A 14,188-nucleotide genomic window follows, 5' to 3' on the forward strand; every position below is an offset into this window, starting at 1 on the left:
GAAGCTTTTATAAATCAGGTTATTTTAATGTATTAATGCACTGCTTAAAGGTTTCAATTACATACCAAGCATCATCGTCTGACATTGTAGTGTTAAGCGGCAATGTAAGCTGATTTTTGTGCATATTATAAGTATTTGGGAAATCTGCTATCTTAAAGCCTCTCTTCTTATATGCAGAAAGCATTGGGAGTGGCTTAAAGTGAACATTGCACATTACGCCGTTTTCAGCCATCATATTATAGAACTTATTACGGTACTCGTCATCTTTGCCAATAAAGCGAACAAAATAAAGGTGACCGCTGCTCCTGTGGTTTTCGTCACAATGGTTTAGTACCTGAATAGGCAAATCCTTGAATTCTTCGTTATAAACCTTGATAAGCTCATGGCGGCGTTCAAGAATTTTTTCGTATCTCTGCAGCTGTACCACGCCCAAAGCTGCCAATATATCAGGCATATTACACTTATACTGTGTATCTACAACATCGTATTCCCAAGATGCTACCTTGTTTTTCTGGTAAGCGTCCTTTGTCTGTCCGTGAAGCGACAAAAGCATATACTGCTTGTATATATCGTCCTCATCAAGCCATTCGTGTGGACGATGCACCGCTGCACCACCCTCGGCAGTAGTCATATTCTTAACTGCGTGAAAGCTAAAGTTAGTAAAGTCGGCAATTTCACCGCACATTTTGCCTTTTCTTCTTGCACCAAAGGCATGTGCTCCATCTGCCATAACAATTACTCTGCCAAACTTCTCCTGAATTTCATTCTTTGGTTTAAACACGCCCTTCTGACGCTCAACAGCCTCAAAAATTCTGTCATAATCGCAGATAACGCCTGCAAGGTCAACAGGAATAATTGCTTTTGTGTTGTGGTTAATTGCAGCCTCCATCTTGTCATAATCCATTTCAAAGCTGCCGCTTTTGCAATCAATCATAACAGGCTTTGCACCTACATGGTAAACAATAGACGCTGTAGCTGTGTATGTGTATGCCGGCAGAATTACTTCATCTCCCGGACCAATGCCAAGAATACGGAGTGTAAGCTCTGCACAAGAGGTCTGTGAAGAAAGGCAGGCGGCACGCTCAACATTGCAGTACTCGGCAATGCGGCTCTCAAAAAGCTTGGTTTCCGGACCTGTAGTAATCCAGCCTGACTTTAATACCTTTACAACCTCGTCAATTTCAGCCTGAGTAATATCAGGCGGTGAAAACGGAATCTTTCTCATTTCAACTTCTCCTTGTAACGGGACATTCGGTGAAAACAGTTTATAAAAATATTCTTAATCTTTGTTTTATTAAAAAGCTAATAAAAGCTAATCTTCATTATACAACATATGTTTTTAAAAGTAAAGCAAACAAATTGACTTTTCACTACTTTTGTTCACAATTTTTTGTTTTTTCACTTAACAATGCCTGTTTTTTTCAAAAGATATTTTTTCTTTGTTGCCATTCCGCCACGAATATGCCGCTCGTTTTTATTGGTTTCGAGTATCTGCCTTACCTCTCGGTACAATGCAGGATTTACCTTTTTAAGCCTTTGGCTTACATCTTTATGTACTGTTGATTTTGAAATACCGAATTTTTTAGCAGCTTTTCTTACAGTTGCCTTGCTTTCTATTATATATTCTCCAAGCATTGCCGCCCGTTCTTCAACTATACCTTTCATAAATTCCCCTCCAGTTAGGTTTATGATAAATTATATGAAAGGCACAACTTGTGTATGCAAAATTATCATTCTTGTGGAAAAGCCACAATTCATAGTTAAATCTTTGTTGAAAATAAGCCGATTAATACCGAATTTGTGGGAAATGATGAAAACATAGGTCAAAGTTTGTCTAATACTCTGTCTTGTTATACTTTTGTGTTTGTGATAAAATATAATCAGGAATAATAACGATTTTGTATAAAATGCTTAACAAAATAAAGGAGGTTGATGGTATGAAAAAGCATAATTATTTTAACAAAATAATGTCTGTTATTACAGCCGTTGCCATTACACTTCCAATGTGTATGCTTACTGTTTCAGCCTCTGCTTATACCGTTCCAGAAGAATGTCCGAACTGCATTTCCTTTAACACTCATTTTTACAGAGCAAATAACGAGCTTTGCGACACACTCGCAAACGGTATGAAAAAGCTTGAAAACGAAATTGATATTGAGCGTTTCAACGCTTCTGTTGATAAAGTAAAAAGTGCAATGCGTGTTGCATCTGAAATGCACCCCGAGCTTTTCTACATCAGTAAAACCACATTTGGTATAGTTATGGGTGCAAATGCAGTTAAGGTTATACCGAAATACACCTATAAAACTGATAAAATACCTGATATGCAGGAACAGCTTGGAGAAAAGACGGACTACATTTTGAGTAAAATTACACCTGATATGTCTGATTTTCAAAAAACAATGATTATTCACGATGAAATTGTACTCGGCTGTGAATATTCAAATACCGCAGATTCGCAGTATCTTCGCACATCTGTTTATGATTGCCTTGTAAACGGATATGCAAACTGCCAGGGTTATGCAAGCTCAATGTCTTACCTGCTTGAACAGGTCGGAATTAAATCAGAAATTGTCGAATCCTCACAAATGAATCATGTCTGGAATTTAGTAGAAATCGACGACAAATATTATAATATTGATGCAACATTTGACGACCCTACTCCAAACAAGTTTGGCTTTGTATCGCATAAATACTTCTTACTAAGCGATGTTGCAATCAAAACCTATCCTAACATCTCTATTCATTATGGATACAATGCTTATCATTCGGCATCAAGTAAAATCTATGATGATTCATATTTTAAAACAATCAATACAAAATTGTGCTACAGTAACGGTTATTTTTACGCTGCTGACAATAATCACGACAGCGAAAACGCCAAAAAATTAGTTAAGCTCGATTCTTCGGGTAACTTTATAATGGCGGTTGCCAAAATTTCAGACAAATGGTATGCACCCGGTGGCTATCGCTATTGGCAGGACGGTTTTATCAGTACAGACGAATTAAACGGCGATATTTACTTTAATCTTAATGACTCTATTTGTAAATTTACCGTAGCAACGGGTCAAGTACATATTGTTTCAGATGACATTAATGTTTCGGATTATAATTATATTTATGGTATGCACATAAGTCAAGACGGCAGATTTTTTGTTAATCTTGTAAATGCTCCGACTGCCGACCCTAATATTCAGGAAGTAAAAATACTGCCTGAAAGCAAGCACGAAATACTCGACATCAGCTTGGTAGGCAATGATATATTTATTCCAAAATTTACATTGGGTGATGTTAATAGTGACGGTGATCTCTCTGTAGTTGATGTTACATTACTACAAATGATATGTTCAGGATCTCTTGAGCCTACAGAGGCTCAAACTCTTGCTGCCGACTATAATTCTGACGGTAAGGTAGATATAAACGATGCTACAGCATTGCAAATTCATCTCACCTCTGAAAATTAAAGCAAATAAGTTTTTTCATTTTTTACTGTTTCTCCTAAAGGGCAGCTTCGTTAATGCGGAGCTGTTCTTTATTATAGCTCTTTTTCAATAGTTGAGGGAAATTATTGTTTAGCTATGGTCGGGAAATTTTTGCTTGAATTATTACAGACTTTATACTCGGGCATAAAAATTTGGTCAACCTTTTTCAAAGGTTGTGGTGTGGGCAAAGCCCACATATACTTTAGATTACGCAAAATTCTTATAGACAAACAGCTTGCTGTTTGGCGGCTTGAGCGAAACGGCAAAAGCCTTATAATTGCGACAGCAACAAGAAAATCCATTCTTCTTTATAATGAATTATTTCTTTTTAATAGCTATCGCCTGTTTTGTCAAACTTTGATGTATCACACAAACAGCAAAGCTGTTTGTGCCATATGAAATGTTATGAAAACAACTTTATTTGGGCGTTGCCCAAACCCACGAGCCTTTAAAAAGGCTCGACCTAAATTTTATGTTAATTACCCGAAGTTTTCTGCTAAACCATAATTTATCGGATTATTCCGACACTCGGCAAGATTTTTCTCTTTTAATCAAAAACTCCGCATAAGTTTTGGCTTATGCGGAGTAATTTTATTTTTGTGTATCTTCTTTTTTCTGTTCCTTTTTAATCATTTTTCCGTTTACAAACACATAGTCGCTGTTGTTGTCGGCTCTTTCAATCGCCTGATGTTCAACAATTTTCTCAACCTTTTCGTCAAACTCCTCGGAAACCGCTACAGCCTTTCCGGTAAATGAGCCTACATTTTCCTGCAAGCCCTTTGCTATAATCACATTTACTCCATATGTAGAAATAAGCGGGTAAAATAAAACCGCAACGATTATCGCAATCACAAGCATTGCTCCCTCTGCCGCCGCAATCCATAGTATAAAACCAAGTGACACAGCTATAAACAACAGCATTGCAAGTATATTTCTTAAAATATTTCCGAAAACAAGAATAAATGAGTTTTTATAAATATCAAGGAGCTTAAGCTCATATGTAACCGACATTATCGGCACATAAAACATCATTGATATAAGGATAAGTGAAAACAACACATAAACGGTGAGCATTGAGCCATATATAAGGCTTTCGTTTATGAGTGAAAAATAATACATAAACGCAAATATCGAGCAAGCTATAATTGCGTAGGTTACCACACCGTGCAATAAAAATGCTTTGAAATTTTCTTTTACTGTGTCAAAAAAAGTTTTGACAACCGGTATGTCTTTCTTTTCTATGCCAACTTTTCTCACAATCATTATAAGCCCTGCAAAAAACGGCATTGATGGAATAATTCCCAGACACCATACTATTATATTATTAAAGCCTGTAAGATAACCGATTAAAACAAAAATAGCTGTAAATACTGCAAAAAAGCCTGCGTTTATAAGCTGTGCAAGCAACAGCTTTAGAAACTTCGTAAAAAATCGTACAAATGCACTATTCGAAAAACTGTTCATAAAAACCTTCTCTTATAAAAAATATTTAATTAATTTTACCACATCATAAGCTTTCATAGCAATAGCAAACGCCTATTTATTAATTACAAAACTGTAAACGCAAAGCAAAATCAATGCTATTTTGCAGTTTTTATGTGAAAAGACTCAGACTGTGACTGCAAAATTTGCCGTAATTTTTTGTAATTATTTATTTTACGCAACACCGTGTTTTTATAACAAATATAAATTTTTTAAACTTTTTTCAAAAAACTCTTGCAACTGTGACAAAAGTATGTTATTCTTGTGATAACAAGAAAAGCAAGGGTTGCTTTTCACAATGCTCGCAAAGAGTAAATAATTGAAATTAAGGTGAAAGAATTATGAAAAAGTCAACAATCATAAGAGCATCTGCTCTTTCCGTTGCTGCTCTCATGGCTGCAACATCACTCGTAGGCTGCGGTGGCAACTCAAGTTCAAGCGACAGCGACAGCAAATCTGACGGTGCTAAGAAAGGTTCGGTTTATTATCTCAACTTCAAACCTGAGCAGGACAAGGCTTGGCAGTCATTAGCCGCTAAGTACACAGAGGAAACAGGCGTTAAGGTTACTGTTGAAACTGCTGCTGAGGGTACATACGAATCAACTCTTACAGCTGCAATGGATAAGGACAACGCTCCTACACTCTTCCAGGTAAACGGCCCTGTTGGTCTTGCAAACTGGAAAGATTACTGCTACGACCTCAAGGATTCAGGTCTTTATTCACAGCTCACAAATCAGGATTATGCTCTTAAAGAGGGCGACAGCGTTTACGGCGTTGCTTATGTAGTTGAAACCTACGGCATCATCTACAACAAGACACTTCTTAAAAAGTATTTTGATTCTGATTTTGCTACAATCAAATCAATTGATGACCTCAATAATTTTGCAGCATTAAAGACAGTTGCAGATGAAATTCAGGCTCACGCTTCTGACCTTGGTGTTAAGGGTGCATTCACATCAGCAGGTATGGATTCATCATCAGACTGGAGATTCAAGACTCACCTTGCTAACCTCCCAATCTACTATGAGTACAAGGCAGACGGCATTACTTCTACAGACGCTATCAAGGGCACATACCTTGACAACTACAAGAACATCTTTGATCTTTACATCACAGATTCAACTTGTGCACCAACTGATCTTGCTAACAAGACATCAACAGACGCTGTAACAGAGTTTACATCAGGCGAAGCTGTATTCTATCAGAACGGTACTTGGGAATACACAGGTCTTAAGGACGCAGGTCTTACAGACGATGACCTCGGTATGCTCCCAATCTACATTGGTGTTGACGGCGAAGAGAATCAGGGTCTTTGCACAGGTTCTGAAAACTATTGGTGTGTAAACAATCAGGCAAGCGAAGATGACATCAACGCTACTCTTGATTTCGTAAACTGGTGTGTAACAAGCGAAACAGGTACAGCTGCAATGGCTGACGATATGGGCTTTGTAATTCCTTTCAAGGCTGCTAAGGAAGCTACTAATGTATTTGTAAAGGCTGACGCTGAGTACACAGCAGCAGGCAAAACTCCGGTAAGCTGGAACTTTACAACAATGCCAAGTGAAGACTGGAAAAACGGCGTAGGTACAGCTCTTACACAGTATGCAGCAGGCACAGGCTCATGGGACGATGTTAAGACAGCATTCGTACAGGGCTGGGCTACAGAATACGCTAAGGCTAACGGCTAATCCGTAAATCCATTAATCATTAAAGGTTAAAATGTATGGCAGGGGAGGCGGCATCGTCTTCCCTGTTTTTTTGACAGAAAGGTAATACTATGTTTAAAAAACGCAGCAGAAAAATATATTTTCTTATTTTTGTTGTGCCTACTCTGATTGCTTTTATGATCGGATTTATATACCCATTCTTTCAGGGCATATACCTTTCATTCTGTAAGTTTCGCACTACCAGTAACGCAACCTGGGTAGGTTTTGACAACTACATAAAGGCATTCCAAAACGAATCCTTTATCCGCTCATTCTGGTTTACCGCACTTTTTGTGGTAGTATCAGTTATTCTCATCAACGCAATAGCTTTCTTTGTTGCCTATGCACTCACACTTGGCATCAGAGGTTCAAATGTATTCAGAACAGTATTCTTTATGCCAAACCTCATTGGTGGTATTATTCTCGGTTACATCTGGAAACTTATCTTTGATGGTATTTTACAAAATTTCGGCACAAACCTTGTGCTTGACGCAAACTTCGGCTTCTGGGGACTTGTAATTCTTATGTGCTGGCAACAGGCAGGATATATGATGATTATTTACATAGCAGGCTTCCAGAGTGTTCCGTCTGACCTCTACGAGGCGGCAAAAATTGACGGTGCAAACAAAAAGCAGCTACTCACAAATGTAACTTTGCCAATGATGGCACCATCAATCACAATTTGTACATTCCTTACACTTACAAACTCATTTAAGCTGTTTGACCAGAACCTTGCCCTCACAGGCGGTGCTCCCGGCGTTGTATCGGAAACAAGTGGTACAATGATTTATCAGACACAGATGATGGCTCTCAATATTTACAACACATTCTATGCTAATCAGAATTCAAGAGGTGTTGGTCAGGCTGAGGCTGTAATCTTCTTTGTAATTGTAGTAATTATCGCACTTGCACAGCTTTACTTTACAAGAAAGAGGGAGGTGCAGCAGTAATGGCTGAAACAACAAAAGTTGCACCTGCAACAAAGGTTAAGGCTAAAAAAGAAAAGCCTCCTAAGAAAAAACAAACCAAGGGTATGAAAATACTTACCGTTATTTTCTCAATAATTTCAGTATTTTATGTTGCCCCTGTTTTCATTGTTCTTATGAACTCATTTAAGACAAATGCCGGCATCAGTAAAGAGCCTTTTGCATTGCCAAATGCCGAAACTTTTTACGGATTAAAGAGCTACATCACCGGTATGTTCTTTGGTAACTTCCCATTTTGGAAAACAATTTTATGCTCGCTGTTTATCACAGTCGGCGGTGTATTTTTAATTTTGTTCTGCACATCAATGTGTGCGTGGTATTTGCAGAGGTCAAACTCAATCATCTGTAAAATCATCTACTATTTCTGCATTTTCTCAATGGTAGTACCTTTCCAGATGGTAATGTTCACACTTGCAAAAACTGCTGATAATCTTCACCTTACAAACCCTGTAGGTATTCTGGTAATTTACCTCGGATTTGGTGCAGGACTTGCGGTGTTTATGTTCTCGGGCTTTGTAAAGTCAATTCCGCTTGAAATTGAAGAGGCTGCCGATGTTGACGGTGCAGGTCCAATCAGAACATTCTTTGGTATCGTTCTTCCTATTATGAAACCAACATTTATTTCAGTTGGTATCCTTGAAACCATGTGGATCTGGAACGACTACCTCCTCCCTTACCTTATCCTTGATAAGTCACTTTACAAGACCATTCCTATTCATATTCAGTATCTTAACGGTAGCTATGGTCACACAGACACAAGTGCTATTATGGCATTGATCGTGCTCAGCATCATTCCGATTATTATTTTCTACTTTGCTTGTCAGAAATATATTATTGAAGGCGTTGTAGCCGGTGCTGTAAAGGGTTAAAAATTTTTCAGGACATTTCAAATGTGAAAATGTCCTGAATTTTTTACTGATTTCATTGACTTTCGTTCAATGAATGTGATACAATGAAATTAAAGAAAGGAGTGATAAATTGACAAACAGACAGCTTGCGGCGTTGGAAACCAAAAGAAAGCTTTTAGACGCTGCAAAAAAAATAATATGTGAAAAAGGTCTTACAAACACCTCTGTTGCTGAAATCACAAAGGCTTGCGGTGTGGCTAACGGCACTTTTTACACATATTTTAAGCGAAAAGAAGATGTTCTTTTTGAACTGAGCGAAGAAGTTTTTGGCAGCATTTTAGAAAAATCACAGGCCTATGAGGGCAGTTTTACAGAAAGACTTGTGTACTTTATGACAAGTTTTTCAAGATATATCGAAATAAGCAGTCTTAAGCTTTGTCAGGAATGGGTGCGAAACACAGTTGACCCTGACCTTATAGAAAACTCTGCCAATAAAACCAAGCTTGAGCGTGATATTCTTGCTGTTAAGGAATTAATTGAGGACGGCATTAAGCGTGGCGAAGTAAAGGCCGACACGCCTGTTGATATGCTTGCTCACACTCTCACCGATATTTTATACGGACAGATGCTCTGCTGGGATATGTCGGGAGGAAAGCACAGCTTTGAAGAACGCACAAAGGAATTTTGCGATAATTTTTTAAATTCAATCATTTTACCATATTTATTATAACAAAAAGGAGATTTTACTATGGAATACAGAGAATTATACAACGGTGTAAAAATGCCAATGCTCGGTTATGGTGTTTTTCAGATTCCGGATTATGAAGAGGCAAAAAAGTCTGTACTTACAGCATTGCAGACAGGCTACAGATTGATTGATACCGCACAGGCATATGGCAACGAAAAGGCTGTTGGCGATGCAATCAAGGAAAGCGGTATTGCAAGAGAAGAAATTTTCATCACAACAAAAGTATGGGTTAAAGATTTCACTTATGAAAAAGCCTTGAAAGCTGTTGAAGATTCTTTAGAAAAGCTCGGAACAGATTATATTGATTTAATGTTACTTCATCAGCCAATCGGCGACTACTACAGTGCGTGGAGAGCGCTTGAAAAGCTTTACAAGGACGGCAAGCTCAAGGCAATCGGTATGGCAAACTGCTATCCGCATGTAATTGCTGATTTCTGCGAAACTGTTGAAATCAAGCCAATGGTTAATCAGGTAGAGCTTCACCCGTTCTTTCAGCAGGAAAACAGTCTTGCAACTATGAAGGAATACGGCATCGTACCTGAGGCTTGGGGTCCTTTTGACGAAGGCTTAAGAAACTTCTTTACTGACCCTACACTTACTGAAATTGGTAAGAAATACAACAAAACTGCCGCACAGGTTGCATTAAGATGGAACATTCAGAGAGGTGTTGTGGTTATTCCAAAATCTGTACACAAGGACAGAATGGAGCAAAACTTTGATGTATTTGACTTTACACTTTCTAAAGAGGATATGGATAAAATCGCAACAATGGACATCGGTCACAGCGAAATTGTAAACCACTTTGACCCGGCTTTTGTAAAGTTTATTCATTCTTATAAATTCTGATTTAACAATGGTCGGGAAATTTTGTTTGAATTAGCATAGACTTTATACTCGGATAAAGAAATTTGGTCAACCTTTTTCAAAGGTTGTGGGTGTGGGCAAAGCCCACAATACTTTAGCTAACGCAAAGCTTTGATAGCCAAACAGCCTGCTGTTTGGCGGCTTGAACGAAACGGCAAAAGTTTTATAATTGCGAGAGCAACAAAAAACAGAAAAATATTCTTTTTATTTTTTATAAATCATCTCTTATTAAAAGGCTGTCGCCTGTTTTTACAAACTTTGCTTTAGCACACAAACAGCATTGCTGTTTGTGCCCAATAGACTGATATAAAAACATCTTTTCTTGGGCGTTGCCCAAACCCACGAGCCTTTAAAAAGGCTCGACCTAAATTTAATGCCCGAGCAGAAAGCATATGCAATCTCAATACTTTTAACTCCCGACTATTACTAAGTCATTGTCGGGAACAAGAAAATTATTACTTTTCAAACTATCTTCTCGTAATAAAAACCATAATTTATTAATGTAACCCTAACATTTAAAGCAAAACCTCATTCCAAGTATAAAACCAAATACTCCGGATTATAGCCGGCAAAAAGCCGAACTCAGCTACGAGTTCGGCTTTAATTAGTTTTTCTGATTTTGTCTTAAAGTACCGTTTCTATATGCTTTTATAAGCTCTTTGAGGTCTTTTATATTCTCTCTTATCTTTTTGCCGTTGTCGGTATCGCCCACAAGGATTCGTTTTTGGCTCACTTCTGTTGCCACCTGATTAGTCTGCATATCTCTGCCGCTGCGGATTGTGTAATCAACCGATTTAAAAGGCTCGTGTGCAGTGAGCATCAAGCCGTATGAATTGTAAATCAGCGTGTAGCCGGCAATGCCCGTAACCTTATGATACGGCTGAGAAAAACCTCCGTCAATTATAATCACCTTGCCGTTGCATTTAACCGGACTTTCGCCCTCTGTATGGTGAATTGGTACATGACCGTTTATAATATGTGCATTTTCGCCCTTGATGCCAAACATCTTGAAAATTCTTTCCACTACCTCTTCGTCATTAAAGAGCCTGTAATACACATCTTTAACTTCCTTATGGGTGCTTTCATCAGCAATAAAATACCTTTCAAAGGTGGTCATTTTATCTCTGCCATAAAGCGGAGAATCCGCACCGTTCCACAAAAACCATAAAATGTCCCTGCCTGTGCGTTTATCGTCCTCATTTACTGAGAAAAACGCCTTTCTCGCCCATCTTTCAAGCTCATCATAAAGCTCTTTTCCGCATAAATCCTCACCAAAAAGATTTATCATTCTAAAGCTTCCGTCCTCATTCATCGGAATACAGCCATGGAAAAGCAAATTATTGTTACACACCTTGTAAAGGCTGCCCTTTTGCAAAAGCAAGTTTATATGCGATTTAAGCTTTGAGCAGTTCATAAATGAGTTGCTCAGCTTTGCAATTACCGACTGTTCCTCGCTTGTAAGCTCATACGGATTGTTAAAATCAATAGTCGGAAAATATCTGTCGAGCATCGGATATTCCTTGCCGTCAATCGTAACTGTTCCCTTTTTCGGGTCAATTTTATCGAGCAGGCGTCTGCTGTCCATATGGTATTCGGGGTGCTTTGCAATAAGCTGTCCCTCAAGCTTGAACTGAATAATCGTGATTGCCTTTTGCATTTTCATTGCAAGCATTGTTTGTGTATCCATTTCACTTCCGTGCCTGCTGCGGATTGTAAACTGTGCACACGGATCATCCACATAGGTTTCCATTGCAAACAGCACAAGCGGCATCATACTGATTCCGTAGCCGTTTTCGAGCACCGAAAGATTATCGTACAAAAGGCTTGTACGCACAATATTTGCAATACAGGCGGTTTGTCCTGCAAAAGCACCCATCCACAGCACATCGTGATTGCCCCATTGAATGTCAAGTGAATGATAATTCATTAAGCTGTCCATTACAAAGTGAGAACCGTAGCCTCTGTCGTAAATGTCGCCGATAATATGCAAATGGTCGATAACAAGCCTTTGAATAAGGTTTGACATCTCAATAATAAACTCATCTGCACAGCCGATTTCGATTATTGTATTTATAATTTCATCATAATATGCCTTTTTGTTGAGGACCTCCTTTTTCTCGGTGATAAGCTCCTCAATAACATATCTGAAATTTTCAGGCATTGCCTTTCGCACCTTTGAACGGGTGTATTTTGAAGAAACTATCTGGCACACAGACACAAGTCTGTAGAGGGTTGTTCTGTACCAACTACTGTCGGCTTTGCCCTGGTTTTTTACATACTGCAATTTTTCTGACGGATAATAAATAAGTGACGCTAAATCTTCCTTTTGATCCTCAAAAAGAGTATCGCCAAACACATCGTCAATTTTCTTCATAACAGCACCGGAGCCGTTACGCAGAACATGGGCAAATGCCTTGTATTCGCCATGAATATCCGACAAAAAATGCTCTGTACCCTTTGGCAAATTCAAAATTGACTGCAAATTAATAATCTCTGTCGCTGCACTGTCTATGGTAGGATACTGCTTTGAAAGACATTCCAAAAATCGTATTTTTTCCATAAATTCACCGCCATTTCATTATATCTTTATTATATATTCTGCTTTCTGCAAATTCAATATTTTTCTTAAAAATCTTTACATTGTTATGCTAAAAGTCAATAGTCAAAGCTTAAAATTTTACAATTTGCATTATGTTTTATATTGAATAAAGCCAATATTAAATGTATAATTATAATTACACTAATTCTATGGAGGAAAAAATGTCTGAAAAACGAAAATATACACTTGGCGAGGAAATCTTTAACTCGGTTTCACACGGCGTAGGTGCTTGCCTTTCTATTGCAGGAACTGTTGTGCTTATTGTTGCCTCTGCCATTCACACCAACGCATGGGGAATTGTAAGCTCGTGCATTTACGGAGCTTCTCTTATAATTCTTTACACCATGTCAACGCTTTACCATTCATTCACCAACAAAAAAGCAAAGGCTTTTTTCAGAATAATGGATCACAACACAATTTTTCTGCTAATTGCCGGCACATACACACCTATCACCCTGTATTATCTGCAAGGTGCTGTGGGTTGGATTTTATTTGGCGTTGTGTGGGCGGCGGCAATATTTGGAATTGTAATGAATTCAATAAACCTTGAAAAAGCAAGGATTCCGTCCATCTTCTGCTATGTGGCAATGGGCTGGGTAATAATTTTCGCCATAAAGCCGCTTATTGCATCAATGCCGAAAATTTCGCTTGTCTTTCTCATATTGGGCGGAGCATTCTACACACTCGGTATTATATTTTACGCAATTAAAAAGGTAAAATACTTTCATTCAATCTGGCACTTGTTCACCATTGCCGGCAGTGTTTTTCACTATTTTGCAATTTTACTCGGCTTCTGGAATATTTAATAAACGGCTGTTGCTATTTTATTAGCAACGGCCTTTTCATTTCACAGCAAACGACTAAATTTTTGCCTTGCTTTTTTATTTAAAAGTAATATAATAATATTTATAGTGCAGTAACTTATAGGTAATTTGAAAAGAGGGCGTTTGCAAATGAATATACTTGCGGTTGATGACGAACCTTTGATGCTCGGTGCATTAACTGAATGTCTTAACAATATTTTTAAAGACGACAATGTGAACGGCTTTGATGAAATTGACGATGCAATGGCATATGTTCTCGGTCTTGGCAACGAACCACTCGATTACGCTTTTCTTGACATAAAGCTAAGAGGAATGAGCGGAATTCAGCTTGCTGTTGAAATAAAAAAGCACAAGCCACGCACAAAGATTATTTTCTGCACAGCCTACTCCGACTACGCACTTGACGCCTACAATGTAAACGCTGTCGGTTATTTGCTAAAGCCCATTACCGAAAAGCAGATTCGTGAAAAATTAAATCAGCTTGATATGGTGCTTTCTGCTCCCCGCACTATGCCACAAAAAGCAATCAGAGTGCAGACATTTGGCAACTTTGATGTTTTTGTAAACGGCAAGCCGATACATTGGTACAGAGAAAAGGCAAAGGAGCTTTTTGCCTTTTTGGTTGACAAGCGTGGTGCGTCAGTTACAA

Annotated in this window: 12 protein-coding genes; 8 read left to right on the top strand and 4 right to left on the bottom strand. The window is 38.3% G+C overall.

The genetic code is table 11. The annotated features are described in order from the left end of the window. Positions 1–19 precede the first annotated feature (19 nt). Both ACJMMI_RS06010 and spoIIID read right to left on the bottom strand, forming a co-directional pair. Complete coding sequence (locus tag ACJMMI_RS06010; RefSeq protein WP_405354300.1) at positions 20–1,225, bottom strand: DegT/DnrJ/EryC1/StrS family aminotransferase; 1,206 nt, start codon at positions 1,223–1,225, stop codon at positions 20–22. Positions 1,226–1,398: 173 nt separating this feature from the next. Then, positions 1,399–1,665 (bottom strand): sporulation transcriptional regulator SpoIIID, encoded by a 267-nt coding sequence (gene spoIIID / locus ACJMMI_RS06015; RefSeq protein WP_405354301.1) that lies wholly within the window; start codon positions 1,663–1,665, stop codon positions 1,399–1,401. Positions 1,666–1,937: 272 nt separating this feature from the next. Here spoIIID and ACJMMI_RS06020 point away from each other — a divergent pair, with 272 nt between their 5' ends. After that, a complete protein-coding gene (locus ACJMMI_RS06020; protein ID WP_405354302.1) occupies positions 1,938–3,464 on the top strand; it encodes a dockerin type I domain-containing protein in 1,527 nt (508 codons plus the stop codon). 609 nt (positions 3,465–4,073) lie between these two features. On the opposite strand, the gene ACJMMI_RS06025 is transcribed toward ACJMMI_RS06020, so the two are convergent. Further along, positions 4,074–4,946: a DUF624 domain-containing protein gene (locus ACJMMI_RS06025; RefSeq protein WP_405354303.1), complete on the bottom strand. Its 873-nt coding sequence runs from the start codon at positions 4,944–4,946 to the stop codon at positions 4,074–4,076. Between the two features lie 359 nt (positions 4,947–5,305). Between ACJMMI_RS06025 and ACJMMI_RS06030 the strand changes: the two genes are divergently transcribed. The 5 genes from ACJMMI_RS06030 (at position 5,306) to ACJMMI_RS06050 (ending at position 10,098) form a co-directional block, all read left to right on the top strand. Continuing rightward, on the top strand, positions 5,306–6,652 hold the full coding sequence (locus tag ACJMMI_RS06030; RefSeq protein WP_405354304.1) for an ABC transporter substrate-binding protein: 1,347 nt from the start codon (positions 5,306–5,308) through the stop codon (positions 6,650–6,652). Positions 6,653–6,741: 89 nt separating this feature from the next. Next, positions 6,742–7,620, top strand: a complete 879-nt coding sequence (locus ACJMMI_RS06035) for a carbohydrate ABC transporter permease (RefSeq protein WP_405354305.1) — start codon at positions 6,742–6,744, stop codon at positions 7,618–7,620. After that, complete coding sequence (locus tag ACJMMI_RS06040; protein ID WP_405354306.1) at positions 7,620–8,525, top strand: carbohydrate ABC transporter permease; 906 nt, start codon at positions 7,620–7,622, stop codon at positions 8,523–8,525. Before ACJMMI_RS06035 ends, ACJMMI_RS06040 begins: the two co-directional genes overlap by 1 nt. A 109-nt stretch (positions 8,526–8,634) precedes the next feature. Then, positions 8,635–9,234, top strand: coding sequence for a TetR/AcrR family transcriptional regulator (locus ACJMMI_RS06045; protein ID WP_405354307.1), 600 nt, complete (start codon positions 8,635–8,637; stop codon positions 9,232–9,234). An 18-nt stretch (positions 9,235–9,252) separates the two neighbouring features. Then, on the top strand, positions 9,253–10,098 hold the full coding sequence (locus tag ACJMMI_RS06050) for an aldo/keto reductase (RefSeq protein WP_405354308.1): 846 nt from the start codon (positions 9,253–9,255) through the stop codon (positions 10,096–10,098). Between the two features lie 622 nt (positions 10,099–10,720). Here ACJMMI_RS06050 and ACJMMI_RS06055 read toward each other — a convergent pair. Continuing rightward, the gene (locus ACJMMI_RS06055) at positions 10,721–12,676 is read right to left on the bottom strand and encodes a fructose-1,6-bisphosphatase (RefSeq protein WP_405354309.1); all 1,956 of its coding nucleotides are present in this window, start codon (positions 12,674–12,676) and stop codon (positions 10,721–10,723) included. A gap of 200 nt (positions 12,677–12,876) precedes the next feature. On the opposite strand from ACJMMI_RS06055, the gene ACJMMI_RS06060 reads away from it, so the two are divergent. Both ACJMMI_RS06060 and ACJMMI_RS06065 read left to right on the top strand, forming a co-directional pair. Next, complete coding sequence (locus ACJMMI_RS06060; RefSeq protein ID WP_405354310.1) at positions 12,877–13,521, top strand: hemolysin III family protein; 645 nt, start codon at positions 12,877–12,879, stop codon at positions 13,519–13,521. A gap of 147 nt (positions 13,522–13,668) precedes the next feature. Then, on the top strand, positions 13,669–14,188 hold a 520-nt coding region (locus tag ACJMMI_RS06065; RefSeq protein WP_405354311.1), incomplete at its 3' end, for a LytR/AlgR family response regulator transcription factor.

Source organism: Ruminococcus sp., assembly GCF_045129435.1.
Taxonomy (GTDB): Bacteria; Bacillota; Clostridia; order Oscillospirales; family Acutalibacteraceae; genus Ruminococcoides.

Bases quoted from the DNA above. Each gene is read 5' to 3' on its own strand.
- ACJMMI_RS06010 (WP_405354300.1), bottom strand. From the start codon at position 1,225: ATGAGAAAGATTCCGTTTTCACCGCCTGATATTACTCAGGCTGAAATT.
- spoIIID (WP_405354301.1), bottom strand. From the start codon at position 1,665: ATGAAAGGTATAGTTGAAGAACGGGCGGCAATGCTTGGAGAATATATA.
- ACJMMI_RS06020 (WP_405354302.1), top strand. From the start codon at position 1,938: ATGAAAAAGCATAATTATTTTAACAAAATAATGTCTGTTATTACAGCC.
- ACJMMI_RS06025 (WP_405354303.1), bottom strand. From the start codon at position 4,946: ATGAACAGTTTTTCGAATAGTGCATTTGTACGATTTTTTACGAAGTTT.
- ACJMMI_RS06030 (WP_405354304.1), top strand. From the start codon at position 5,306: ATGAAAAAGTCAACAATCATAAGAGCATCTGCTCTTTCCGTTGCTGCT.
- ACJMMI_RS06035 (WP_405354305.1), top strand. From the start codon at position 6,742: ATGTTTAAAAAACGCAGCAGAAAAATATATTTTCTTATTTTTGTTGTG.
- ACJMMI_RS06040 (WP_405354306.1), top strand. From the start codon at position 7,620: ATGGCTGAAACAACAAAAGTTGCACCTGCAACAAAGGTTAAGGCTAAA.
- ACJMMI_RS06050 (WP_405354308.1), top strand. From the start codon at position 9,253: ATGGAATACAGAGAATTATACAACGGTGTAAAAATGCCAATGCTCGGT.
- ACJMMI_RS06055 (WP_405354309.1), bottom strand. From the start codon at position 12,676: ATGGAAAAAATACGATTTTTGGAATGTCTTTCAAAGCAGTATCCTACC.
- ACJMMI_RS06060 (WP_405354310.1), top strand. From the start codon at position 12,877: ATGTCTGAAAAACGAAAATATACACTTGGCGAGGAAATCTTTAACTCG.